This window comes from Mycobacteriales bacterium (assembly GCA_036497565.1).
GTDB lineage: Bacteria > Actinomycetota > Actinomycetes > Mycobacteriales > QHCD01 > DASXJE01.
On record DASXJE010000231.1, the window covers coordinates 1 to 23,485 of the forward strand.

25 protein-coding genes are annotated in these 23,485 nt (G+C 69.7%); 6 read left to right on the plus strand and 19 right to left on the minus strand.

Annotation, left to right across the window (positions count from 1 at the left end; genetic code table 11):
• Nucleotides 1–545: 545 nt before the first annotated feature.
• On the minus strand, nt 546–1,490 hold the full coding sequence (locus tag VGH85_19030; GenBank protein HEY2175904.1) for a zinc-binding dehydrogenase: 945 nt from the start codon (nt 1,488–1,490) through the stop codon (nt 546–548).
• Between the two features lie 156 nt (nt 1,491–1,646).
• Here VGH85_19030 and VGH85_19035 point away from each other — a divergent pair, with 156 nt between their 5' ends.
• Nucleotides 1,647–2,630 (plus strand): DMT family transporter, encoded by a 984-nt coding sequence (locus tag VGH85_19035; GenBank protein ID HEY2175905.1) that lies wholly within the window; start codon nt 1,647–1,649, stop codon nt 2,628–2,630.
• 25 nt (nt 2,631–2,655) lie between these two features.
• A complete protein-coding gene (locus tag VGH85_19040) occupies nt 2,656–3,813 on the plus strand; it encodes a hypothetical protein (GenBank protein ID HEY2175906.1) in 1,158 nt (385 codons plus the stop codon).
• Here the strand turns inward: VGH85_19040 and VGH85_19045 are convergent, their stop codons facing one another.
• The 4 genes from VGH85_19045 to VGH85_19060 all read right to left on the minus strand — a co-directional run bounded on the left by VGH85_19045 (nt 3,814) and on the right by VGH85_19060 (nt 7,035).
• Nucleotides 3,814–4,431: a DUF6779 domain-containing protein gene (locus VGH85_19045; GenBank protein ID HEY2175907.1), complete on the minus strand. Its 618-nt coding sequence runs from the start codon at nt 4,429–4,431 to the stop codon at nt 3,814–3,816.
• A gap of 113 nt (nt 4,432–4,544) precedes the next feature.
• Nucleotides 4,545–5,459: an ABC transporter substrate-binding protein gene (locus VGH85_19050; protein ID HEY2175908.1), complete on the minus strand. Its 915-nt coding sequence runs from the start codon at nt 5,457–5,459 to the stop codon at nt 4,545–4,547.
• Nucleotides 5,460–5,608: 149 nt separating this feature from the next.
• Nucleotides 5,609–6,346, minus strand: a complete 738-nt coding sequence (locus tag VGH85_19055; GenBank protein HEY2175909.1) for an ABC transporter permease — start codon at nt 6,344–6,346, stop codon at nt 5,609–5,611.
• A complete protein-coding gene (locus VGH85_19060; protein HEY2175910.1) occupies nt 6,343–7,035 on the minus strand; it encodes an ABC transporter permease in 693 nt (230 codons plus the stop codon). Before VGH85_19060 ends, VGH85_19055 begins: the two co-directional genes overlap by 4 nt.
• 4 nt (nt 7,036–7,039) lie before the next feature.
• On the opposite strand from VGH85_19060, the gene VGH85_19065 reads away from it, so the two are divergent.
• On the plus strand, nt 7,040–8,191 hold the full coding sequence (locus VGH85_19065) for a betaine/proline/choline family ABC transporter ATP-binding protein (GenBank protein HEY2175911.1): 1,152 nt from the start codon (nt 7,040–7,042) through the stop codon (nt 8,189–8,191).
• A 2-nt stretch (nt 8,192–8,193) separates the two neighbouring features.
• Here the strand turns inward: VGH85_19065 and VGH85_19070 are convergent, their stop codons facing one another.
• From VGH85_19070 to dacB, 10 genes are all read right to left on the minus strand, one after another.
• Nucleotides 8,194–8,682: a DUF3180 domain-containing protein gene (locus VGH85_19070; protein ID HEY2175912.1), complete on the minus strand. Its 489-nt coding sequence runs from the start codon at nt 8,680–8,682 to the stop codon at nt 8,194–8,196.
• Nucleotides 8,682–9,167, minus strand: a complete 486-nt coding sequence (gene folK, locus VGH85_19075; GenBank protein HEY2175913.1) for a 2-amino-4-hydroxy-6-hydroxymethyldihydropteridine diphosphokinase — start codon at nt 9,165–9,167, stop codon at nt 8,682–8,684. The genes VGH85_19070 and folK overlap by 1 nt, the downstream gene beginning before the upstream one ends.
• Nucleotides 9,164–9,544: a dihydroneopterin aldolase gene (gene folB, locus VGH85_19080; GenBank protein ID HEY2175914.1), complete on the minus strand. Its 381-nt coding sequence runs from the start codon at nt 9,542–9,544 to the stop codon at nt 9,164–9,166. The genes folK and folB overlap by 4 nt, the downstream gene beginning before the upstream one ends.
• On the minus strand, nt 9,541–10,341 hold the full coding sequence (gene folP / locus VGH85_19085) for a dihydropteroate synthase (GenBank protein HEY2175915.1): 801 nt from the start codon (nt 10,339–10,341) through the stop codon (nt 9,541–9,543). Before folP ends, folB begins: the two co-directional genes overlap by 4 nt.
• A 41-nt stretch (nt 10,342–10,382) precedes the next feature.
• Nucleotides 10,383–10,955: a GTP cyclohydrolase I FolE gene (folE, locus tag VGH85_19090; GenBank protein ID HEY2175916.1), complete on the minus strand. Its 573-nt coding sequence runs from the start codon at nt 10,953–10,955 to the stop codon at nt 10,383–10,385.
• The gene (ftsH, locus tag VGH85_19095) at nt 10,952–13,075 is read right to left on the minus strand and encodes an ATP-dependent zinc metalloprotease FtsH (GenBank protein ID HEY2175917.1); all 2,124 of its coding nucleotides are present in this window, start codon (nt 13,073–13,075) and stop codon (nt 10,952–10,954) included. The genes folE and ftsH overlap by 4 nt, the downstream gene beginning before the upstream one ends.
• A gap of 274 nt (nt 13,076–13,349) precedes the next feature.
• Nucleotides 13,350–13,892 (minus strand): hypoxanthine phosphoribosyltransferase, encoded by a 543-nt coding sequence (gene hpt, locus VGH85_19100; protein ID HEY2175918.1) that lies wholly within the window; start codon nt 13,890–13,892, stop codon nt 13,350–13,352.
• A 15-nt stretch (nt 13,893–13,907) separates the two neighbouring features.
• Nucleotides 13,908–14,885 carry a tRNA lysidine(34) synthetase TilS gene (gene tilS / locus VGH85_19105; protein ID HEY2175919.1) on the minus strand — a complete coding sequence of 326 codons (978 nt, stop codon included), beginning with the start codon at nt 14,883–14,885 and terminating at the stop codon, nt 13,908–13,910.
• Between the two features lie 5 nt (nt 14,886–14,890).
• Complete coding sequence (locus VGH85_19110; GenBank protein HEY2175920.1) at nt 14,891–15,973, minus strand: zinc-dependent metalloprotease; 1,083 nt, start codon at nt 15,971–15,973, stop codon at nt 14,891–14,893.
• Nucleotides 15,974–15,997: 24 nt separating this feature from the next.
• Nucleotides 15,998–17,341 (minus strand): D-alanyl-D-alanine carboxypeptidase/D-alanyl-D-alanine-endopeptidase, encoded by a 1,344-nt coding sequence (dacB, locus tag VGH85_19115; GenBank protein ID HEY2175921.1) that lies wholly within the window; start codon nt 17,339–17,341, stop codon nt 15,998–16,000.
• 141 nt (nt 17,342–17,482) lie between these two features.
• Between dacB and VGH85_19120 the strand changes: the two genes are divergently transcribed.
• The gene (locus VGH85_19120; protein ID HEY2175922.1) at nt 17,483–17,974 is read left to right on the plus strand and encodes an inorganic diphosphatase; all 492 of its coding nucleotides are present in this window, start codon (nt 17,483–17,485) and stop codon (nt 17,972–17,974) included.
• A 369-nt stretch (nt 17,975–18,343) separates the two neighbouring features.
• On the opposite strand, the gene VGH85_19125 is transcribed toward VGH85_19120, so the two are convergent.
• Nucleotides 18,344–18,694: an Lsr2 family protein gene (locus VGH85_19125; protein ID HEY2175923.1), complete on the minus strand. Its 351-nt coding sequence runs from the start codon at nt 18,692–18,694 to the stop codon at nt 18,344–18,346.
• Nucleotides 18,695–19,660: 966 nt separating this feature from the next.
• Between VGH85_19125 and VGH85_19130 the strand changes: the two genes are divergently transcribed.
• Entirely contained in the window at nt 19,661–19,999 is a 339-nt protein-coding gene (locus VGH85_19130; protein HEY2175924.1) for an STAS domain-containing protein, read from the plus strand.
• 16 nt (nt 20,000–20,015) lie between these two features.
• Here the strand turns inward: VGH85_19130 and VGH85_19135 are convergent, their stop codons facing one another.
• Complete coding sequence (locus tag VGH85_19135) at nt 20,016–20,840, minus strand: GAF and ANTAR domain-containing protein (protein ID HEY2175925.1); 825 nt, start codon at nt 20,838–20,840, stop codon at nt 20,016–20,018.
• Nucleotides 20,841–21,113: 273 nt separating this feature from the next.
• On the opposite strand from VGH85_19135, the gene VGH85_19140 reads away from it, so the two are divergent.
• Nucleotides 21,114–21,704, plus strand: coding sequence for a dihydrofolate reductase family protein (locus tag VGH85_19140; GenBank protein HEY2175926.1), 591 nt, complete (start codon nt 21,114–21,116; stop codon nt 21,702–21,704).
• On the opposite strand, the gene VGH85_19145 is transcribed toward VGH85_19140, so the two are convergent.
• Nucleotides 21,677–22,099 (minus strand): ATP-binding protein, encoded by a 423-nt coding sequence (locus VGH85_19145; protein ID HEY2175927.1) that lies wholly within the window; start codon nt 22,097–22,099, stop codon nt 21,677–21,679. The two genes, VGH85_19140 and VGH85_19145, sit on opposite strands and share 28 nt — an antisense overlap.
• 115 nt (nt 22,100–22,214) lie before the next feature.
• Nucleotides 22,215–22,787 carry a DUF402 domain-containing protein gene (locus tag VGH85_19150; GenBank protein ID HEY2175928.1) on the minus strand — a complete coding sequence of 191 codons (573 nt, stop codon included), beginning with the start codon at nt 22,785–22,787 and terminating at the stop codon, nt 22,215–22,217.
• Between the last annotated feature and the right edge of the window lie 698 nt (nt 22,788–23,485).

A 23,485-nucleotide genomic window follows, 5' to 3' on the forward strand; every position in this document is an offset into this window, starting at 1 on the left:
GGGTGCGCGGGAGCGCGGGTCGGATGCGGTGGCGTCGCGAGCGCCGTACCCGACAGTCCGAGGACGACCGCCACGGCGGCGATCAGACTCATCAACACCGACCTACGCATCTACGGCAACTCCCTGCTCGACCCGGACGACATCAGCGCATGAGCACGCTGCCACACCTCGTGCACGCGGTCGAGACCAATTCGCCACGGAGCGAGACGCATCACTGACGCTGCGCGTATCTCGCGCCTCCCCCATTCCGCGTGAACGTGACGTTGATGCGGCTAGAGCGCTTGAACGTCACGTTCAAGCGGAATTGGTTGGCGGGCGGCGGCCGATTTCGCGATCGGGCCGACATCGTGCGCCGTACTCGCATCCACGGAGCAGATCGGCGAGTAGGACGCACGATGTCGCCCGGCACCATCGTCGTACGCCGACCTCACCCCGGGCTTCCAGCCCGCTTCCTCGGCCCCCAACCCTCCCCATTCCGCGTGAACGTGACGTTCAAGCCGCTAGAGCGCTTGAACGTGACGTTCAAGCGGAATGGCGGGGGCGGGTCAGGCGATCTCGATGATCGCCTTGATGTAGCCGTCGGGCTTCTTGTCCATCGTCAGGAAGGCCTGGTCCACGTCGGCGAGCGGGAAGCGGTGGGTGATCAGCGGTTGCAGGTCGACCTTGCCGGCGGCGACGAGGTCGAGACCGCGCCGGGTGCTGTCCCGCAGCCGGGCGCGGTCCCGGACGTGTGAGTTGACCACGTCGAGGCCCTTCCAGTTCCAGGTCTTCATGTCCACCGACCTCGGCTCCTGGTGGTAGCCCATGATCGAAACGATGCCGTGCGCGCGGACCAGATCGGTGGCGAGGTCGAGTCCTGGCTGCGATCCCGACGCCTCGAAGACCACGTCGAACTCCTGGCCCGAACCCGCCGGAAACGGCGCAAGGTCCCGAGCCGCGGCGGGCTCGATCGCGACGTCGGCCCCGTGCCGCAGCGCGTGCTCGCGGGCATCCGCGCGCGGGTCGATCGCCACCACCTGACGCAGACCGGCGTGCCGCAGGAGTTGGAGCAGGCATAGCCCCATAAAGCCGGTCCCGACGACGGCCACCCGGTCGGCGACGTCGACACCGGTACGCCGTAGCGCGTCGACCACACAGCCGAGCGGCTCGCCCAGGACCGCCTCGGCCGGCACGCCGGTCGGCGCGACCACCAGGTCGGCCTCGTCGGCGACGGCCAGGTCGGCGAAGGACGGGCTGACCCGACCGGTGACGATGTCGCCTACCGCACAGGACCCGACGCCCGCGCCCACGGCCGCCACCCGGCCGACCGGCTCGTGCCCGAGGCGGATGGAGCTCGACGGCGGCGCCGACCGCCAGCGCGGCAGGTCGCTCGCGCACACCCCGTTGACCAGGACCTCGATGAGGACCTGGCCGGCGCCGTACTCCGGAATCGGGTCGCTGGAGAGCTCCGACCGGCCTGGACCGACGAGCACACTCGCCCGGTTGCTCACGAGACCTCCCGTTGTGGACGGTGGGTCCACGATCTCGGAGACCGCGCCTGGGGGCAAGCTCGCAATGAGCGCCACGTTCGGCGATGCCGGCTCTAAGGTCAGAACTGGGGCGGCGTACACGGTCCGGGAGCAGGGCAGCACGAGAGGTGCGCAGCGGTGCATGACGGATGGCTCGTCGTAGCTCTCAGCCTCTCCGCCGCGCTGGCCTTCGCCCTGTCCAGCTCGCTCAAACACGTCAGCGCAGGTCACGCCCCCGACGCCCAGAGCCTGCGGCCGAGCCGGGTCGCCCGGTTCATCCGCGCCACGCTGGCCCACCCCCTCTGGCTGGGTGGCATCGCCTGCGACGTCGTCGGGCTGACCCTGCAGATCATCGCCCTGCACCTGGGTGCCCTCGCGGTCGTGCAGCCATTGCTGGTGAGCGGGCTGCTGTTCGCCCTGGTCTTCCGCCAGCGGTTCGAGGGCCACCACATCACCCGCCGGCAGTCCGGGTGGGCCGTCCTGCTCACCGCCGCCCTCGCCGGGTTCCTGCTGCTCGCCGGGTCCGGAAATCCGGCCGGCCACCACGAGACAGCCGACCGGTTGCCCGCCCTCGTCGCCGCCATCGTCGGTACGGCGCTGGCCATCGCCTGCATCGAGCTCGGCCGGCGGCAGCGGGCCGAAGCGCGCTCCGCCGCACTGCTGGGGGTCGCGGTCGGCTTCGTCTACGCCGCGACCGCCGCCCTGCTCAAGGGCGTCACCGACATCGCCGTCCGCTCCCCCATCGATCTGCTGACCAGCTGGCAGTTCTACGCCGTCATCGCGACGGGAGCCATCGGGCTGCTGCTCAATCAGCTCGCCTTCCAGGCCGGGCCCATCACCGCGAGCCTGCCGGCCACCGCGACCGTCGACCCGCTGGTCAGCATCGCCATCGGCGTACTCGTCTACGACGAGCACATCCGCACCGGGCCCGGCTCCGGGATCGCGCTCATCGGTCTGCTGCTCCTGCTCGGCATCGCGGTCATCGAGCTCAGCCGGTCGCTCGGTGACGACGACGGGCCGGAGGCGGAGCCGGCGACGGCGTCGCCGGGCGGCCGGGCCGGCACCGACGGCAGCGGCGGCAGCGGCGGCGATAGACCGGGCGGTGGTGGCCAGGATCGCTGAGACCCGGTCGTGCCACGATGGCGGCGTGACGGGCGGGCGCGAGGTCGTGGTCGGCGTCGGTTCGGGCGCCGGCCGGCTCGAGTCCACCGACCTGGTTCTCGACATCGGGGCGCAGCATCCGTCCACCCACGGGATGCTGCGGCTGCGGTTGGAGCTCGACGGCGACCGGGTGACGCGGGCCGAGCCCATCGTCGGCTACATGCACCGCGGCGCCGAGAAACTCTTCGAGGTGCGCGACTACCGGCAGATCACCGTTCTCGCCAACCGACACGACTGGCTGTCGGCCTTCTCCAGCGAACTCGGCGTGGTGATGGCGGTCGAACGGATGCTCGGCATCGAGGTGCCCGAACGCGCGGTCTGGCTGCGCACGCTGCTGGCCGAGCTCAACCGGGTACTCAATCACCTGATGTTCCTGGGTTCCTACCCGCTGGAGATCGCCGCAGTCGAGCCGGCCCACCGCGCCTTCGCCGAGCGGGAAGCGATCCAGGCCGTGATGGAGGAGGTCTCGGGCGGCCGGATGCACTTCATGTTCAACCGGGTGGGCGGCCTGAAGGAGGAGGTGCCGGACGGTTGGACCGGCCGGGCCGCGGCCGCGGTCGCGGGCGTCCGCACCCGACTGCCCGAACTCGACGGCATGATCCGGCACGACGAGACCTTCGCCGCACGCACCCGCGGCGTCGGCGTGCTCTCCCCCGATCTGGTGCGGCAGTACGGCGTCAGCGGGCCGGTCGCGCGGGCGTCCGGCGTCGATTTCGACCTACGGCGGGATGAGCCCTACCTGGCGTACGGCGAGTTGGCCGATGTTCTGCGCGTCGTCACCGACGAAGCCGGGGACTGTCACGCACGCTTCCGCTGCCTGCTGGACCAGGTGTGGGCGTCCCTCGATCTGGCCGATGCCTGCCTCGCCCGGCTGACCCGCCTCAGCGGCGCGGTGAACGTCCGGCTACCGAAGACGGTCAAGGCGCCGGAAGGCCACATCTACTGCTGGACGGAGAATCCGCTCGGGCTCAACGGCTACTACGTCGTATCCCGCGGTGAGAAGACCCCGTGGCGCTGCAAGCTGCGGTCGGCGTCGTTCAACAACGTGCAGGTGCTCGCCGCGCTGTTGCCGGGGACGCGGCTCGCGGACCTCGTCCCGATCCTGGGGTCGATGTTCTTCGTGGTCGGCGACATCGACAAGTAGTCAGTCGTCGCGGTAGCGGCGTCGTCTGCGGCCGGCACCGTCGGACAGCGCAGCCGGTATCGAACCCGGCCCGAGCTCGGCCGAGTCCCGCCGGGCCAGGACAACGCCGGGCCCGTCGCCATCCTCGCGATAGTGCCGTCCGCGCGCGGAATCCTCTTCTGACGGGGCGGATTTCGCGATCGGAAGCTCATGCGACCACCGCTCGGTGAGGGCTCCGCGGAGCTCCCCGAGCTCGCCGCGAAGCGCGCGGACGCCTTCATAAAGTCCGGCCTCCAGCTCGCGCCGGAGCTGCAACTCGAGTCCGGCCTGCTGCTCGCGACGGGCGGCGATCTCACGTTCGAGCTCGCGCTCGTAGCTGCGCCGCAGCTCGATCTCCCGCTCCGTCGGCAATTCCGGGTCTGGCCGGGGCCGGCTCGCCGCCATCATCGCGAAGACGAACGCCCAGACGGCGACGACGACCGCGAGCCGCAACCAACGCGGGTCATCGGTGCTGATGAGGGCGACGGTCGCGGCGATCGCGAAGGCGAAGCCGATGACGAAATAGGTGACGCGAAAGGCATGTCTGGTCGGTGAAGCGCGGTCGGGTTCGATGTCTGTTGGTTCGTCACCACCGAGCATGGCGACAAAGATACGACCACTTGGCAGAGCGGATGCAGCCGGGACAACACCCATTCGGCCTAGCTACCAGGCGATCACAGACAGCCACAGAATACCGGGGCGGTGCGGCCGGATCAGGAGATCAGGCCCTTGGACTTGAGGTAGTTCGATGCGACGACACCGGGCTTCTGCTGTCCGACGTCGACCTGCTTGTTCAGCTGCGCCAGTTCTGCGGTCGTCAGTGTCGCGGACACCTTGTTCAAGGTGGTCTTGATGAGCGGCGTCAGCTTCTTGGTGTTGACGATCGGGACGAGGTAGTCGGCGTTCTGCAGGTGCTTGTCGTCGGTGAGCACGACCAGACCGGCGTCGTCGACCGTCGCGTCGGTGGTCAGCACCAGGGCCAGCTGGTCGGCACCCTTTGCGACCGCCTCCTTACCCTGCGCCGTATCCACGCCGAGCGGATCGATCCCACTGACCTTGATGCCGTAGGTCTTCTTCAGGCCGGGGATGCAGTAGGGGCGGGTGGCACACTCGGGTCCGGACGCGATCTTCACCGGGATACCGGACTTGCCGAGATCGGTCAGCGTCGTCAGGTGATGCGCCTTCGCGAATTTCTTGCTGACGGCGAAGGCGTTCTGGTCGACCGCCTTGGACGGGGTCAACGGGGTCAGGCCCCGCTTCGCCGCCAGCGTCTTCAGCTGCGCGTAGGTCTTCTGCAGGTCCGGAGAGGCCACGGACGGGGCGTTGGCTCCGTTGATGATGCGGTTGAGCTGGTCGGCATAGGTGGCCACGTATTCCGGGACGACGGCGACGTCGCCCTTCTCCAGCGAGGACTGGAAGATCTCGCTGGACTTCACACTCGTCTCGTTGGTCTTGTAGCCGGCCTTCGCGAGCACGTCGGCGTACATATTGGCGAGGACCTCGCTCTCGGTGAAGCCGGCGTCGGCAACGGTCAGCGACCCCTTGCTCCCGCTCGAGCGGTTGACCCCACCGGAGTTCTGGCTGGCCGTGCCGCCACATGCCGCGACCAGCACCGCCAACATCGCCATGAGAGCCACCGCGAAGACGCGTCTACGCCTCACTATGTCCACCCGCCTTCTGTGTCCCGCGCCGGCTGACGCGCGTGTCCCGGCGGGCCCCAGCCCGCTGCAATTACGGTCCCTCAGGAGTCTAAAGAACGCAAACGCCCGCGCCGATGTCAGTGCGCCGCACCTGCCTCGGCGGTCGCTTCCGCCTCCGCTTTCACCGGCCCCGACCCGGATCGGGACCGGCGGGCGCGGCGGACCGGGTCGATTCGCCGCTGGAGCAGGATGAAGAGGGACTCGAGCAGGAGCGCGAGAACCCCGACGATCACGGCCCCTCCGCCGTACTGCCCCGGATCGTCGTTGTTGAATCCGTCGACGACGAACCGGCCCAGCCCGCCCGCACCGATCAGCGCCGCCACCGTCGTCGTCGCGACCACCGTGACGACGGCGATGCGGAGGCCGTCCATGATGAGCGGCATGGCGAGCGGCAGCTCGACCTGCCGCAGCACCTGCCGGCCCGACATGCCCATCCCGACGGCGGCCTCCCGCGCCTCTGGATCCACCTCTCGGACCCCGACGTAGGTGTTGACCAGCAACGGCGGTACGGCGAAGGCGACCAGCGCGAGCACGGTCTCGAACGTCCGGTGGGTGACCCCCACGGCGACGAAGAGCAGCACCAGGAGGGCATAGGTCGGTATGGCGCGCCCGATGTTGGAGATGCTGATCGCCAACGTCCCGCCGTGGCCGATATGCCCGAGCCAGAGGCCGAGCGGGATCGCGATGAGGCACGCGATCGCCACCGACGACGCGGAGAACACCAGATGCTCCGCCAGTCGGCTCGGGATTCCGGTGCTGCCCGACCAGTTGCTGCCGTCGCTGAGCCAGTCCCAGATCTGCTGCGGAAGACTCATGACGCACCCGCCTTACGCCGCCACGGGGTGAGCAGCCACTGCAGCCCCAGAAGCAGTCCGTCCGCGACGAAGGCCAGCGCGACGCAGAGCACCGACGCGGTGAGGGCCTCGAACCGGTAGCTGCGCGCGAAGGCCTCGTCGAGCAGGTTGCCCAGACCGCCGTGGTCGACGACGACCCCGAGCGTGGTGAGGGCGACCGTGGAAACGGTGGCGACCCGCAGGCCCGCCATGATGGTGGGAAAGGCGAGCGGAAGCTCGACGCGGAAGAGCAGCCGCGCCGGCCCGAAACCCATTCCGCGCGCGGCCTCGACGGCCTCGGGCGGCACCCCGTGCAGGCCCGTGACGAAGGCCCGCACGAGGATCACCAGCGAATAGATGACCAGCCCCACCAGGACGGCGAAACGCGACTGGGACAACCCCACCAGTGGCACCAGTATCGCGAGCAACGCCAGCGACGGGATCGTGTAGAGCAGGCTGGAGGTGCCGAGGATCAGGTTTTCCGCCCAGCCGGAGCGTCGGGCCAACAGGCCCAGGCCGAACGCGACCACGAAACCGATCACCACGCCGCCGACCGTCAGCGAGATGTGCTCTTCGAGGGCGAGCAGGATGTCGCTGGAGCGCTGCGTGATGTACTTGGCGCAGAACCAGTCGGTGGCCGGGCAGAGGCCCGGAGTGGCGATGGGAGCCATGGGCATGGACGCTACCGCGCGACCCGCCATTCGGCTGGACCACCTCAGCAAGCGTTACGGCGACGGCGCGGACGCGGTCGGCGATCTGTCCGTCGACATCGCCCATGGCGAGATCTGCATGCTGGTCGGGCCTTCCGGCTGCGGGAAGACCACCACCCTGAAGATGATCAACCGGCTGATCGAGCCGACCAGCGGCCGGATCTTCCTGGAGGACCAGGACGTCACCAACGTCGACCCGGTCCAGCTCCGCCGACGGATGGGTTACGTCATCCAGCACGTCGGGCTCTTTCCGCACGAGACCATCCGCGCCAACGTTGCGACGGTGCCACGGCTGCTGGGCTGGGACCGGCACCGGATCGAGGAACGGGTCACGGAGCTGCTCGACCTGGTCGGCCTCGATCCGACCGAATTCGCCCCCCGCTATCCGCATCAGCTCTCCGGCGGTCAGCAGCAGCGGGTCGGGGTGGCCCGGGCGCTGGCCGCGGATCCCGTCGTCCTGCTGATGGATGAGCCGTTCTCTGCGATCGACCCGATCGCGCGCGAGCGGCTGCAGAGCGAATTCCTCCGTCTGCAGAGCGAAGTTCACAAGACCATCGTCTTCGTCACCCACGACATCGACGAGGCGGTGCGGCTGGGCGACCGGATCGCGGTGCTCTCCCAGGGCGGGAAACTCGAGCAGTACGCCGATCCGGCGACCCTGCTCGGTGCGCCGGCGAACGACTTCGTCGCCGACTTCGTCGGATCCGATCGCGGTCTCAAGCGGCTGGCCGTGACGACGATCGACGCGAACGACCTGGAGCAACCGGCGGTGGTCCACCTCGACGACTCGCTCGCCCAGGCCCGGGAGTCGATGGCCAAGGCCGACGCCCGCTGGGCGGTCGTACTGGATACCGACGGCGGCCTGCACGGCTGGTTGTCCCGCGACGGCGCGGCCGGCGACGGAAGAGTGAGCGACCACACCCACCGGATGCAGGCCTGGATGCCGGTGGGCGCGACCCTCAAGCAGGCCTTCTCGGTGATGCTGCAGCAGGACGCCGGGTGGGTGGCGGTGCTCGACGGCGACCGCTTCCTGGGCGTCCTCACCCCGGAGTCGCTGCACGCGGCCCTGCGCCGGTCGGTCGAGGACGCGGTGCCGGAGACCGCCGGAGCGGTCTGAGGTCAGGAGGCGCGTTCGTCCCGGTGGGCGTCGGACCGGCTCGGGTCCTCCTCCGGCGGGTCGGGCGCGCGGCAGCAGTACTCCAGCCACAGGGCCGCGGCCACCAACACGATCGCGCCGGCCGCGCCGATGATGCCCGCCACCGTGTCGCCCTGGGCGGCCAGGATCGTGGACCGGCGGGGGACGACGTAGCCGAGCAGACCGGCCCAGACGCCGGTCATCACCGCACCGACGATCGCACTGGCCTTCGCCAGGGCGACCGTGCGGGCGGCGACGATGGGCTGCACCGGCCGGGTGTTGGGGCGACGATGGATCCGGGCCCGGAGTTGGTAGCCGGCGACCGCCTCGGCGACCGCGAGAACCGGCAGCGACAGCGGCAGGAACCAGCTCAGCCGCGGCAGGTCGCCGTAGATCAGGCGTACGACGAGGTAGCTGATCGCGCCGACGACGACCGCGACCGAGAGCAGGTCACGCAGCCGGGTCGGGTGCATCAGGACAGCTCCAGGTCGTCGCGGCGGCGTACGCCGGTGCTGTCGACACCGCCGACGAGGTCGCGGACCGGTCCGTGCCCGGCAAGGACCGCCTGCGGCTCGACGTCGAGCCAGGGCACCAGGACGAACGCGCGCAGGTGGGCGCGCGGATGCGGCAGGATCAACGCCGCGTCGTCGCGCGACACCGAGTCCACGGCGATGATGTCGACGTCGAGCTTGCGGGGTCCCCACCGCACCTCGCGGGTGCGGCCCGCGGCGTGCTCGAGCCGCTGCGCGCGCCGCAGCCACTCGTCCTCGTCGGTGTCCTCCTCGTCGACCAGCAGGACGGCGTTGAGGAAGTCGTCCTGCTCGACTCCTCCCCATGGCGCGGTCTGGTAGACGGGCGACACCACGACCAGCACGTCCCGCAACGCGTCGACGGCGGACTGCAGATGGGCGAGGCGGTCGCCGACGTTGGAGCCGACGGAGAGTACGGCGCGGCTCATGACGACGGCCCCGGCCGGCGGGTCCGGACCACGGTCACCGCGACGTCGTCGAACGTGAGCGGGATCGGTGCGCCGGGCTTGTGCACGGTGATCTGCGCCTCGGCGACCCGCTCGTCGGTGAGGCACACCTGCGCGAGCCGGTCGGCCAGGGTCTCGATCAGGTTGGTCGGGTCGCCGCCGACGACCGCGGCCAGCCGCTGCGCGAGCGTTCCGTAGTCGACGGCATCGGCGAGGTCGTCCGATGCCGCGGCCGGCCCGGTGTCGATACGGAGCATGGCGTCGACGACGAAGTCCTGACCGTCGCGCCGTTCGTGGTCGAAGACCCCGTGGCGGCCGAAGACCCGCAGCCCGGTGAGGGAGAGCCGGTCGCCGGTCATGATCGTGCCGCCTCGGCCGCGGCGACCACCGTCGCCGCGTCGACGTTGGGGCGGACGCGGTGCACCCGCACCCCCCAGGCGCCGGCGAGGGCGGCCAACACCGTGGTCGCGGTGGTGGCGTCCTCGCGGCCGGACGGTGGGCGGGGTGCGCCGCCGGGATCGGCGAGCAGCGAGCCCAGGAAGGACTTGCGCGAGGCGCCGACGAGCACCGGGAACCCCAGGTCGATCAGCGCATCGAGGTGCGCCAGCAACGTCCAGTTGTGCGCGCCGGTCTTGGCGTAGCCGAGCCCGGGGTCGATCACGATCTGGCCGGAGTCCACGCCGGCCGCCAGTGCCGCGTCGACCCGCTCCGAGAGCTCCCGGCGTACGTCGCCGACCACGTCGTCGTAGGTGGCGAGCTGGTTCATCTGCTTGCTGTGCCCGCGCCAGTGCATGAGGACGCAGGGCACCCGGGCGTCGGCCACCACCCGGAGCAGGTCGGGGTCGGCGAGTCCGCCGCTGACGTCGTTGACCAGCATCGCGCCGGCCTCCAGCGCGGCCGCAGCGACGGCGGCACGGGTGGTGTCGATCGACAGCGCGACGCCGGCGCGGGACAGCTCGCTGATCACCGGGAGGACCCGGCGGGTCTCTTCCTCGGCGTCCACCCGATCGCTGCCCGGCCGGGTCGACTCACCGCCCACGTCGACCAGATCCGCGCCCTCGTCGCGCATCGCCGTGCCGTAGGCCACGGCCGCATCGGCGTCGGCGTACAGGCCGCCGTCGGAGAACGAGTCAGGGGTGACGTTGAGGACCCCCATGACGGCGCAGCGCCGGGGACGCGGCAACTGGAAGCGGGCGCTCACTTGCCCAGAATCAGGCTCATCGCTTCGGACCGGGTCGACGGAGACGTCTCGAACGCCCCGCGTACGGCGGAGGTGACGGTGCGGGACCCGGGCTTACGCACCCCCCGCATCGACATGCACAGGTGCTCGGCGTCGATCACGACGATTACCCCGCGGGGCGCGAGCTTCGCGACCAGGGCATCGGCGATCTGACTGGTGAGCCGCTCCTGCACCTGCGGGCGCTTGGCGTAGAGGTCGACGAGCCGGGCCAGCTTCGACAGGCCGGTGATCTGGCCGTCGGTGTTGGGGATGTAGCCGACGTGCGCCAGGCCGTGGAACGGCACCAGGTGGTGTTCGCAGATCGAGTACATCTCGATGTCCTTGACGACCACCATCTCTTCGTGGCCCTCGTCGAAGACGGTCTCCAGAACGTCACTCGGGTCTTCGTGCAGCCCGGCGAACTGCTCGGCGTAGGTGCGGGCTACCCGCTCCGGGGTGCGCTTGAGTCCGTCGCGATCGGGATCCTCACCGATCGCCACCAGAAGTTCGCGTACGGCGGCCTCGATCCGGGCCCCGTCGAAGCCGCTCACTCATCGGCTCCGTTGTCGCCCGGTGGGCGCCAGCCGCCCTCCTGCGGCGGCTGCCACCGGCCGGACCGGGACGACGGGTGCGGCCGCGGCGACGGCCGGGGGGACGGTGAGGGTGCTGCCTGCCCGCCCGAGGTGGACCCGGTGGGGCTGGGCGACGGGGTCGTTGCCGGCTCGGGGTGCGCGCCGTTGACGGTTGTCCCGTTGATCTCACGCGGGGTCAGCACCGGCGGGCGGTCGGACGGCGTGCGCTTGCCGAAGCCGGAGTAGCTGTTGTGCGGTGCCCGCTTCTTGACCACGTTGAAGATCCGCTGGATGTCCTCCTTGCCCAGCGTCTCCTTCTCGATCAGCTCGAGGACGAGGTCGTCGAGCACGTCGCGGTACTGCACGAGGATCTCCCACGCCTCGTCGTGGGCACCCTCGATCAGCGAGCGGACCTCGTTGTCGATGTCGGCGGCGACCTCGTCGGAGTAGTCGCGCTGGTGGCCGTAGTCACGGCCCAGGAAGGGCTCGGACTCACTGGTGCCGTACTTCACGGCGCCGAGCTTGGCGCTCATGCCGTATTCGGTGACCATGGCCCGCGCGACGGTCGACGCCTTCTCGATGTCGTTGTTGGCGCCGGTGGTCGGCTCGTGGAAGACCAACTCCTCGGCCGCGCGCCCGCCGAGGGCGTAGGCCAGGGTGTCGATCATCTCCGACCGGGTCTGGGTGTACTTGTCCTCGGTCGGCAGCACCAGCGTGTGGCCGAGCGACCGCCCGCGGGACAGGATCGTGACCTTGTAGACCGGGTCGGCGTTGGGCAGGGCGTAGGCCACCAGTGCGTGGCCACCCTCGTGGTAGGCGGTGAGCTTCTTCTCCTTGTCGCTCATCACCCGGGTCTTGCGCTCCGGGCCGGCGATCACCCGGTCGATCGACTCCTCGAGGATCGCGTCGGTGATCCGCTGCCCGTTGTTGCGGGCGGTGAGCAACGCGGCCTCGTTGATCACGTTGGCCAGGTCGGCGCCGGTGAAGCCCGGCGTACGACGGGCGACGTTGTCCAGCTCGACGTCGGCGGCAAACGGCTTGCCCTTGGCGTGCACCCGCATGATGGCCTTGCGGCCCTCGAGGTCGGGGCGGTCGACCGGGATCTGCCGGTCGAAGCGGCCGGGCCGCAGCAGCGCCGGGTCGAGGATGTCGGGACGGTTGGTGGCCGCGATCAGGATGACCCCGCCCTTGACGTCGAAGCCGTCCATCTCGACCAGCAGCTGGTTGAGCGTCTGTTCCCGCTCGTCGTGGCCGCCGCCCATGCCGGCGCCACGGTGCCGGCCGACGGCGTCGATCTCGTCGACGAACACGATGGCGGGGGCGTTGGCCTTGGCCTGCTCGAACAGGTCGCGGACCCGGCTGGCGCCGACGCCGACGAACATCTCGACGAAGTCCGAGCCGGAGATGGAATAGAACGGCACGCCGGCCTCGCCGGCGACCGCGCGGGCGAGCAGGGTCTTGCCGGTCCCGGGCGGCCCGTAGAGCAGCACGCCCTTGGGAATCTTGGCGCCGATGGCCTGGAACTTCGCCGGGTTCTCGAGGAACTCCTTGATCTCCTCGAGCTCCTCGACCGCCTCGTCAGCGCCGGCCACGTCGGCGAAGGTGGTCTTCGGCGTGTCCTTGCTCACCATCTTGGCCTTGGACTTGCCGAAGTTCATGACCCGGCTGCCGCCGCCCTGCATCTGGCTCATCACGAAGAACAAGAGGAGCCCGACCAGGATGAACGGCGCGATCGAGATCAGGATCTGGACGAAGATGCTGCTGCCACCGACATGGGTGTTGAAGGTCAGCGTGCTGCCGGGCTGACTGGCCTGCTTCTGCAGCAGCGCGAAAACCTGGCCGGCGGCGTTGGCCGGGTAGGCGGTGGTGATCTTGTCGTGGCCGTCGACGGCGTTCTTGACGGTGACGTCGAGGGTCTGGTCCTTGTCGTTGACCGTGACCGCGGTGGCGTTGCCGGTGGCGATCGCGTGCATCGCCTTGGAGGTGTCGACCTGGGCGTAGCCGCCATTGCCGCGCATCAGCGAATTGACGATGAGCAGCACGATCACCGCGGCCGGGATCCAGAACCACGGTGATCGAAGAATCCTCTTGCGATCCATAGGTGTCAGCGAAGTCGCCTAGGCCAGACTGTGACCGGCGGCCTCGTCCCTCCTGCCCGTCCTGTGCGCGACGGTGACCGCCGCGCGGGTCGAAATGCTCGATTCCGGCGATCGTCCGGTATGTGGACGGTACACCGGGGGGTGCGCACGGTGCAGGAGCACACCGGACGACTCCACCCTCCCAACGCGGTCCGCCGCTGACGTGTTCCGGTCGTCCCGCCCACCCTGAGGATGCACTCAGGATCGAGTATGGCGTTCTCCTCCCGGGGGCGGGTCAGTTCGCGTAGACCTCGGGCCGCAGCCGGGCCACATAGGGAAGGTCCCGGTACCGCTCGCCGTAGTCCAGGCCGTAGCCCACCACGAACTCGTTGGGGATGTCGAAACCGACATAGCGCACCGGAACGTCCTCGCGTACGGCGTCCGGTTTGCGCAGCAGGGCCACCACCTCCAGGGATGCCGGCTGGCGGGCCGCGAAGTTCTTCAGCAGCCACGACAGGGTGAGCCCGGAGTCGATGATGTCCTCCACCACCAGGACGTGCTTGCCGGAGATGTCCCGGTCGAGGTCCTTGAGGATCCGGACGATGCCGGACGACGAGGCCGACGAGCCGTAGGAGGACACCGCCATGAACTCCAGCTCGACCGGCCGGGTCAACGCCCTGGCCAGGTCGGACATGAACATCACCGCGCCCTTGAGCACACCGACGAGCAGCAGCTCCCGGTCGGCGTAGTCGACCGAGATCGCCTTCGCGAGCTCACCGACCTTCGCCGAGATCTGGTCCTCAGTCACCAGGACGGTGTCGATGTCGCCGTCGTACACGCGAACCCCCCAGGGTCAGCGGCCGGTCCGCCAGACCTGCAGCCTGTCATGCCGCCGGTCCGCCCCCCACCCCCGGGGCAGCGCCACCTTCCCCTGCCCGTGCCAGTCGGTCACCAGCGCGCCGACGGACTCGACGTGGACGGCACCGAGCGGGCCGGCCGGGACGCCGGCGGCGAGCAATGCGGCCCGGATCACCCTGCTGCGCACCGCCTCCGGCAGGGCCGCCAGCCCGGCGACGTCGAGGCTCCCGTCGTCGCCGGTGAGGCCTGGTCGCAGGTTGTCGGCCAGCCGGTCGAGGGCGTCGGCGTCGGCGCGCAGCAGGCGCGCCGTCCGGGCCAGATTGGCCGCGACCCCCTGCCCGGCCGCTCGCTCCACGTCTGCCAGCAGGGTGCGGATCCGGACCCGGCCGTACGCCGGGTCGCTGTTGTGCGGGTCTTCCCACGGCGTGATCCCGGCCGCCGCCCCGGCCGTCCGGACGACGTCGCGGGAGAGCCGCAGCAGCGGGCGCCGGTAGATCCCGCGGCGCTCGGCCATCCCGGCCAGCGAGCGGGCCCCGGACCCGCGGACCAGGCCGAGCAGCACCGTCTCCGCCTGGTCGTCGAGGGTGTGCCCGAGCAGCACCGCGGCGGCGCGGTGTTCGGCGGCGGCCGCGTCGAACGCGGCGAACCGGGCCCGTCGGGCCGCGGCCTCCGGGCCGCCCTCGCCCTCGACCCGGACCATGGACACGATCACCGGCTCGAACCCCTGGTCCCGGGCCCAGTCGGCGACCGCCGCGGCCCGCTCCGCCGATCCGTCCTGCAGACCGTGGTCGACCGTGATCAGACCGACCAGCCAGCCCGCCGCTCCGGCCTCGAACGCGGTCGCCGCGGCCAGGGCCAGGGAATCGGCGCCCCCGCTGCAGGCGACGAGCAGGTGCGCGCCCGGCTCGAGATCGGCGAGGGCACGGCGTACGTCGCAGCGGACCGCGGCGACGGCAGCCGGCGGGCCGGACACCGCGGTCAGGCGGTGGCGGCCGGTCGGAAGCCGTGCACGCGCTGCACCCAGTCCATCGGCGCCGCCAGCTCGGCCCGCCGGGGCAGCGTCTCGGGGGAGGTCCAGACGGCGTTGAAGGCGTCCATCCCGATGGCGTCGACGACGCCGCGGACGAAGACCCGGCCCTCGGCGTACTGGCGCATCTTCACGTCCAGCCCGAGCAGCCGGCGGACCACCCGATCGACCGGCCCGGAGCCCTTGCGGCGCTGGCTGAACCGCGCCCGGATCGCCGCGACGCTCGGCACGACCTCCGGCCCGACGGCGTCCATGACGTATTCGGCGTGTCCCTCGACCAGGCTCATGAACGCGGTGATGCGGTCGAGGACCGCCTGCGACGCCGGCCCCTGCACGATCGCGAGCAGGCCGTCGCCGGTCTGCTCGCCGCCCCGGACAGCCTGCGCCAGCTCCTTTACGCCGGCGACCGCCCGGTCGCGCAGCACCTTCGGGTCGAGCTCGAGCGCGTCGACGAGCCGGCCCACCTCGGCACGCATGTGGTCACCCAGCCACGGCACGGCGGTGAACTGCAGCCGGTGGGTGCACTCGTGCAGGCACACCCACAGCCGGAAGTCGCTCGGGTCGACCCCCAGGCTGCGCTCGGCCTCCACCACGTTGGGGGCGACGAGCAGCAACTCACCACCGTCCCGACCGAACACGTCGTACTGGCCGAGCACCTTGCCGGCGAGAAACGCCAGGACCAGCCCGGCCTGGGCACCGGTGACCCGCGGACCCACGGCGGCGGCGACCGGCCCAGGGGTCGAGTCGCGGCGCTCCTCCAGCCGGTCGACGAGCGGGCCGAGCAGGCTGGCGAGCCCGGCGGCGTTGGTCTTCACCCAGTCGGGTCGGTCGACGACCCGGGTCGGCGGCAGCGTGCCGACCGGTTCCAGGCCGGTGAGCTCGCGCACGTGGCCGTCGGCGACGTCCGCGAGGCGACGCAGCGCGGCGACGACCGCGTTCGCCTCGCTCCGCGAGACCTGCGGGCCGGGGCGCATCAGGCGACCCGCGGTGCTGACGGCGAGGTCCCAATCGACCATGCCGATGGGCTGGTTCATGTCGGCCACGGTACGCCGCGACACTCAGCGGCAGCCGCAGCCAGCCAACCGCCCGGCCAGCACATCGAGGGCCGACTCGGCGGACAGCGTGCCGCCGGGAGACACCCGGTCGGCGAGGAAGGCGAAGGCCAGCAGCCGACCGTCGTCGTCCTGCACCACTCCGGCGAGCGAGCTGACCGCGGTGAGGGTGCCGGTCTTGGCCCGGATCTGACCGGCGGCGACGGCGCTGGTGCCGGTCCGGTAGCGGTTGGCGAGGGTGCCGGCGTAACCGGCCACCGGGAGCAACGGGAAGACGTCGTGCAGCCGGGCGCGGTCCGGTGCTGCGGCGATCCGCAGGGTCTGGGTCAGTGCGGCCGGGCTGACGGCGTCCCGCCGGGATAGGCCGCTGCCGTCGACCAGCGAGATTCCGCCGGCCGGTACGCCGATGCCGGCCAACACCCGCCGGACCGCCGATGCGCCCCCGGCGAAGCTCCCCGGTGCCTTCGTGGCGAGGGCGACCTGTCGGGCCAGGCACTCGGCCAACGTGTTGTCGCTCACCGACAGCATCTGACCGACGATCCGGTCCACCGGCGCGGACCGGACCAGCCCGAGTCGACGGGCGCCGTGTGCCGCGCTGCCCCGGGCCACCGGAACCTTCGGTGCTCCCAGCGCGACGGCGAGCGCCCGGCCCGCGGCCAGGTCCGGGGCGCTGGAGCGGGCCGCCTGGTCCGGCCGGATCCGGCCGCCGTCGACCATGGTCGCCATGATCGGGGCGACGTAGCCGCCCGAGACGTCGTCGCTGTCCCAGCCGGGGCCGGTGACCGGTCCGACGAAGGCGTGGTCGTCGACCAGGACCTGGGTGACGTGCCGTACGCCGGCCCGGTGCACGGCGGCGGCCAGATCGCTGATCCGTGCCGCACCGGCGTAGGCCGGCGCCGACCCGGGTCCTGCGGCCGACAGCGTCGGGTCGCCGCCGCCGACGAGCACCACCTGACCGGGCTTGGCGCCGGCCACGACCTGGGTGGTGAACCGGTGGTCCTCAGGCAGCGCGGCGAAGACAGCGACGGACGTCAGCACCTTGGCGGTGGAGGCGGGGGTCGTGGGTACGGCCCCGCGCTCGTCGAGCAGCGTCCGCCCGCTCGCGACGTCCACCACCTGGGCCGCGATCCGGCCGCCGAGGTGCGGATCGGACAGCGCGCCGTGCAGGGCACGGGCGACCCCGGATGCGGTCGGGCCCCGGTCGGTGCCGCTAGCGGCGGCCAGCACCGGCGTCGGCGGCGGCGTCGTCGGTGTGGCGCTGTGCGGCGCACCCCCGGCGCGTGCAGTCGGCCGGGAATGCTGCGCGCCGCGGACGAAGAGTGCACTGACGAGCCCAGCCACGGCCAGCACGGCGACAGCGGCGACAATCCAGCCACGACGACCGGTAGGAACCGTTCTCCACCGTGGACCGCCCACCACCATTGCCTTTCCGCGTGGCCCGTTTAGGTCACACTAGACGCGCCGCTACGAGCACCTCGCTAAGGAGCCGCTGTGGAGTTCGACGTCACCATCGAGATCCCGAAAGGCCAGCGGAACAAGTACGAACTCGATCACGACACCGGCCGTATCCGGCTCGACCGGATGCTTTTCACGTCGACCCGCTACCCGGCCGACTACGGCTTCGTCGAGCAGACGCTCGGGCAGGACGGTGACCCGCTCGACGCGCTCGTGCTGCTGGAGGAGCCCACCTTCCCCGGCTGCCTCATCCGATGCCGTGCCATCGGCATGTTCCGGATGAGCGACGAAAAAGGGCCGGATGACAAGGTGATCGCGCTGCCTGCAGGTGATCCACGGCAGGCGCATCTGCGGGACATCACAGATATCGCCGAATTCGACCGACTCGAGATCCAGCATTTCTTCGAGGTCTACAAGGACCTTGAGCCCGGAAAGTCGGTGGAGGGCGCCCTGTGGGTGGGGCGCGTCGAGGCAGAGGCAGAAATCGACCGATCCCGCGAACGGGCGGTGCACGCCGAGCACGGCTGAGAAATCGCGGCGCCACAACCTTTCGCCGCCGACGTCGTCAGTTGGGTGGCGGAGTCGTGTCCGGGTCCGGGCCGGGAGGCAGCGGATCCGGTGGTGGGTCGGGCGGCACCGGATCCGGCGCCGGCGGAGCGGGATCCGGCGGGTGGGTCGGCTCGGGCCACGGAGTGGCGGGCGACGGGCTGGTGGGCATCGGGTCATTGGGGGGCAATGGATCCCCGGGATGAGCCATCCACGATGCTCCTTCCTCGCCCATCGCCCGGCCGAAGCGTCCCCGGCATTCTCGGGCGACGGGCGAGCCGCCGTTCTGCTTTGGTGCCCTGCTTTGGTGCCCTGCTTTGCTGCCCTACTTAGCGGCCCTGCTTAGCGGCCCTACTTAGCGGCGTTGTACTTTTCGAGAACCTCATTGGGGATGCGGCCGCGGTCGCTGACCTTCATGCCCTGCTGCTTTGCCCAGGTGCGCACGGACGAGACGTCGGCCTTTCCGTTGGACCTCGAGGACCGGCCCCGGCCGCGTCGCGCGGAACGCGACGACGACCGTCCACTCACGCTGCGGGCGAAGTCGGACCATTCCTGGACGAGGCCTTCGAGCTCGTCGGCATGAACCTTGCACAGGTCGATCTCGTAGAACTTGCCGTTCAGGCCGAACTCCACGGTCCGTACAGCGTCGACCTCACCGTCGTGCACGTCGCACAGAAGTCTCTCGATCACTTGGCGGGCCATTGTCTATCTCCTTGTCGTGATGGCGGCACGCACGGAAAGCAAACATTTCGGTGCGCTCAGAGCTACTGTAGAGAACCGTTCCGCCCGAGGGGTGAGCTTCGACATCTCGCGTTCTTGATGAAACGCAGTCCTAGCCTCCCATGAGCAACAATTGTCCTCGTCGTGCCTACAATAGCGGTTCGTGACCGGAGAGAGCGAACTACCATCGTTCTTCGGACACTCGGCCCGTCGGGCGGTCATTCAGCGCCGTCACGGAGACGTTGCGAAAGAAATATCTTCGGCCAGGGTCTTCCCGTTTCCGTCATCCCGTTTCCCGAGAACAGCCGCGACATCAGTGAGCCACGGATCATTTCCCGACACCTTCGGGACGACAAAGCACACCCGGCCGACGGGACGGGGGGCCCGCCGGCCGGGCGGCAAAGATCGGAAGGGGTGGCTTCCGATGGATTTCAGCATTCCCAGGCCGCCTTGGGCTAACCACCCAACTTCATAAGGTCGCACGATCACCACGAAGCGTTATGGCGGCCCGCGTCAATGTGGGCGAGACCACACTGCAGCCGTTGCGGGCCTTCGAGGATCGAAGGACAACAATGACTGCGGTACAGCGCAGGTGCACGGCGAACCCGAATTCACTCGATACGTGGATGCAGTTCGTCATGCTGACGTCCATTGCGGTCGTTCCCATCCGTCGTACTTCATGAGCCGGCCACATCAGCCGGGGCGGTGCGGAGGACGTCATGGATGACAACGTGGTGACGGGTGCACGAGTGGATGTCGAGATCGACGTCGATCTGGCCGAGGCCGGGTCGGGCCGGGCCGGGCGGCGGAAATCGTCGAACGGCGGCTCACCCAGCTCCATCGGCACCTGGCCCGGACGATTGCGGCGATGGCTGCACCCGTCTGATCCCGCTGTCGTTACGGCGAGCGGGGGTCGCCGTGGCGGCGAATCAGTGGGAGCATCGCGACGTGGTCACAGCTAGTTACACCACGGATCGGGACCGGCGTGGCGTCGTCGTCGTCAGCGTGGTCGGCGAACTCGACGCTTACACCGCCCCCAAGATCCGCGGCGGCCTCCGAGCCGCCCTCACCGACTCGACGACCAAGCAGCTACGGGTGGATATGGCCGGAGTGTCCTTCCTGGACTCCTCCGGGATATCGGCATTGATCCGCTGTCAGGCCGAGGCCGACGAGCGCGGGGTCGCGCTCGTCGTGGTCAACCCGCAGCCGCAGCCGTTGAAGGTGCTGCAGATCGTCGGACTGACCGAGTTCCTCGGTGTCACGACCGACAGCGAGGCCGCCGGCTGACCGATCCGGCGGATCGTCAGTGGGCCGCCGGGCCGGTCCCGTCCACATGGCCGTCCGTGTGGCCGTCGACCTGACGGTCGTGCGGTGCGTGCTGCTGCAGCGACCCGACGATCCCGGCGGCGACGGTGCGCAGCTTCATGTTGCGGTTCTGAGACGCCGACCGGAGCACCGCGAAGGCCTGTTCGGCACTGCAGCGCTGCTGAGCCATGACCACCCCGATGGCCTGGTCGATGACCGCCCGGGACTCCAAGGCCTGCCGGAGCTGCTCACTGAGCCGAGTCTGCGCGGAGATCCGGGCGGCGACGCTCAGCGCCCCCGCGGCCCGATCCGCGAACCGGGCTGCCCGCCGGCGGTGCTCGGCGGTGAAGGTGCGCGGCTCGGTGGAATACAGGTTCAGCGCCCCGACGATGTGTCCGTTGGAACCGATCGGCATCGACAGGGAGCTCCGCAGCCCGTGGGCGAAGGCATCGGAGCGGTAGACGCCCCACCGCTCGTCGCTGGCGAGGTCGTCGATCTGGACGACCTCGCCGGTGTTCAGCGCGTGCATGCACGGGCCGATCCCGTCGGCGTACTGCATCTCATCGAGCTGGGCGGCGAGCGCATCGCTACTCGCCACGGTCACGGGCCGCCGGTCGGAGCGGGCCGTGATCCCGCAGGACAGCTCGCCGCCGACCTCCCGGGCGGCCAGAACGGCCAACTCCTGCAAAAAGCCGTCGAACGTGTCGGTAGCGGTCAACAACTCGAACAATTCACCTGCGGCGACGGCCGCAGACTCGACTCGCTGGAATTCGGCTGACTGGGTGGACACGCCGTCGGCCGACGTGCCATCGCTGGCGCACATGGTGGGCCGTCCCTCGGGCCAACAACGCGGCCCGAATTGGTTATAAACCGTGGACGGCGCACCACAAGGCTTGGCACACGCGAACTGCCCCCGATAGGTCCACCATCCGCCCCTTGACCGCAGATGGCAAACATCACCACAGATTGCCCCAAAATGCGCAGGCCTGGCCCGGCCAAACTCCCGAGTCGGATGTCGATTCGGGCATCGCGTGTTCGACGCAGGAGCAGGAGGCGCGGCCGAGTGGCTGTGCCGTTGCAGACAAGGAGCGGGCGCATGTCCTCATCGGTGCTCTTCATGTCGATGTCCGTCGACGGCTACATCGCGGGTCCGAACGACGGACCGGGCAACCCCGGCGGCGACGACTTCATGCGACTGCATGACTGGTTCGTCACTCCGGCGGGGGAGATCGGCCGCCCGTCCGGTCCGGGCGGGACGCTGTACGACGAATGGAACGCGACCGGCGCGGTGGTCGTGGGACGGCGGACGGTGGAGCAGGTCGATCACTGGGGCGGCGACCATCACGGTGTCCCGATCTTCGTGCCCAGTCATCGCCCGCCCGGCCCGTCGGTCGCGAACTATCCGGCAGTGACGTACGTGAACGACGGGATCGCCAGTGCGATGGCCAAGGCGAAGGCCGCCGCCGGCGAGCGGGATGTGATGGTGCATGGTGCGTACACGGCGCAAGGGGCGCTCGAGGCCGGTGTGCTGGACGAGCTGCAGATCCACCAGGTCCCGGTGCTGTTCGGCGCCGGCCGTCGGCTGTTCGACGTCCTACCGTCGCGCGTCGAGTTGGAGATCGGTCGGGTGATCGACACGCCGGAGGCCACCCATATCCGCTACCGCGTCATTGGCTCCGCCGGCTGATCGGCAGCACGGCCGAGGTTGATCTGCACCCAGACCCGCTTGCCGCCGTGATGGTCGTCGACCCCCCACCGTGCGCAGATGGCCGCGACCAGCTGCATGCCGCGACCTCGATCGGCACGATGGTCCAGTTCTTGGATGATCGGGTGGATGGAGCTGCCGTCGGCCACCGAGGCCCACAGCCGGTCGTCGGCATGGGTGAGCTGAAGTTCGAGGTTGGCTTCGCCGGCGGCATGTTCCACGGCGTTGATGAAGATCTCATGGACGACGAGCACGACGTCGTCGACGTCGGTGGTAGCCAGTCCCCATGCGGAGAGCAGGCCGCTGGTGACGCGCCGGACTGCGACGGGAGGGGCGGAGGCGGTCGGAAGGTCGATGGTGGCCGTCGACGTCGTCATCGGAGAGTCCTTGGGAATTGCCCCAAATGCGGTTCATCCGAGACTGTGTTGTTGGTACCCGGGACCCGACCGCCGAAACGATCTAGGTGTGTGATCCGGACCGGCCGAGGGTCGGTTATTCAGTGGGCAGGTCAGTCAGTGGTTCGAGTGACATGGCGATGGCCATGTCCAGCTTGTTCCACCCGAGTTGCCCGAATGGCTCACGCTGTGCGCGGATGGTTGCTTCGACCTCGGCGGTCGCCTGACGAGCCTCGATTTCCTCGCCGCCGGAGATCAGCCCGGCCGCGCAGGCCTGCTCGAATTCGTCTTCGTCCTCCGTCTGGACCTGACCTGGTGCATCGCTGAGGGGATCGAGTTCAAGATCGACGTAGGACCATCGGCGATCGACCAGGACGGGGGGAGTGCATATGTCGACGCTGATTCGGCGACGTCCCTGTTCGTCGTCGATGGCCCACGTGGCGATCCACCAGCGGTCGTACGGGATCAGGTGAACGGTCGCGAGTCCAGGACGTTGCAGGTCCATGGCGCCGACGTGGCAGTAGCCGACTATTCCGCGGGCTTCACCTCGGTACAAGCATCCAACCGGCGCGTACAGCCAATGGCCATGATCATCATCGTCGAGAACGTAGGCTCTCCACAGCCCGCTTCCTTCGGGTCTCTTCAACTTGTGCACCAGGACCGTTTCCACAGTCGGCAACCTAGCCTCCGCGCGACACCGTCGGATCGTTCGGCGGCTTGTCGGCGCGGGACGCTGCCCTGGGTCTTGGTGGAGCCGCCTGTCGGAATCGAACCGACGACCCGCTCATTACGAGCTGCAGGCTGGGACTTGAAGCCGGGACGTTCATGCTCGTCAGGGCATGTGCTGAGGTGCGTACACGTCCTGGTGTGTCGGACTCTCTGGCTGCTCGGGTTCGTGCTCCGCCGAGGTTGCTGTTCATTGGAGGCCTGCCCCTCGTAGCTGCCGGGTTGAAGGTCCGGGAGGCCGTGGTCAGGGCTGGCCCGGAGACTGGCTGCGTAGAGGGGCAGGACGGAGTCGCTGACCCTGAGCTGGCCTCTGGACGGCAGGGCGTCCCCGTCGGCCGAGGAGCTTCTTCTCGTGTCGGCCGGGCTTCGTCATGTCTGCCGTTGCGGCCGCTGGGGCGAGTGGACGAGCACGGCGCGCGCCGGGAACGAGTCCGGCGGGAGTTGCTCTTGGCGGTGGCGGAGCCGCCGCCCTTGAACACGCATGGAAAATTCTCCCCGACTCGATGTTGTGACTGTGTCCTGTCGCGGCTGATTCTTGACAGTCGCGTGTCGGTTGATGCTTGACACCGGCCCGTGTTCGGCCATCCGGTCTGGCGATGTTCCGTGGACGTCGTTGAGGTGGGACGGTCGGGATGGGCGCTG

Excerpts from the sequence above, each read along its gene's own strand:
- VGH85_19065 (HEY2175911.1), top strand. The coding sequence starts at position 7,040 with ATGGACGCTACCGCGCGACCCGCCATTCGGCTGGACCACCTCAGCAAG.
- VGH85_19055 (HEY2175909.1), bottom strand. The coding sequence starts at position 6,346 with ATGAGTCTTCCGCAGCAGATCTGGGACTGGCTCAGCGACGGCAGCAAC.
- VGH85_19140 (HEY2175926.1), top strand. The coding sequence starts at position 21,114 with ATGTCCTCATCGGTGCTCTTCATGTCGATGTCCGTCGACGGCTACATC.
- folB (HEY2175914.1), bottom strand. The coding sequence starts at position 9,544 with ATGACCGGCGACCGGCTCTCCCTCACCGGGCTGCGGGTCTTCGGCCGC.
- VGH85_19045 (HEY2175907.1), bottom strand. The coding sequence starts at position 4,431 with ATGCTCGGTGGTGACGAACCAACAGACATCGAACCCGACCGCGCTTCA.
- VGH85_19060 (HEY2175910.1), bottom strand. The coding sequence starts at position 7,035 with ATGGCTCCCATCGCCACTCCGGGCCTCTGCCCGGCCACCGACTGGTTC.
- VGH85_19110 (HEY2175920.1), bottom strand. The coding sequence starts at position 15,973 with ATGAACCAGCCCATCGGCATGGTCGATTGGGACCTCGCCGTCAGCACC.
- VGH85_19050 (HEY2175908.1), bottom strand. The coding sequence starts at position 5,459 with ATGGCGATGTTGGCGGTGCTGGTCGCGGCATGTGGCGGCACGGCCAGC.
- VGH85_19125 (HEY2175923.1), bottom strand. The coding sequence starts at position 18,694 with ATGGCCCGCCAAGTGATCGAGAGACTTCTGTGCGACGTGCACGACGGT.
- VGH85_19135 (HEY2175925.1), bottom strand. The coding sequence starts at position 20,840 with ATGTGCGCCAGCGATGGCACGTCGGCCGACGGCGTGTCCACCCAGTCA.
- VGH85_19145 (HEY2175927.1), bottom strand. The coding sequence starts at position 22,099 with ATGACGACGTCGACGGCCACCATCGACCTTCCGACCGCCTCCGCCCCT.
- VGH85_19070 (HEY2175912.1), bottom strand. The coding sequence starts at position 8,682 with ATGCACCCGACCCGGCTGCGTGACCTGCTCTCGGTCGCGGTCGTCGTC.
- folP (HEY2175915.1), bottom strand. The coding sequence starts at position 10,341 with ATGGGGGTCCTCAACGTCACCCCTGACTCGTTCTCCGACGGCGGCCTG.
- folK (HEY2175913.1), bottom strand. The coding sequence starts at position 9,167 with ATGAGCCGCGCCGTACTCTCCGTCGGCTCCAACGTCGGCGACCGCCTC.
- ftsH (HEY2175917.1), bottom strand. The coding sequence starts at position 13,075 with ATGGATCGCAAGAGGATTCTTCGATCACCGTGGTTCTGGATCCCGGCC.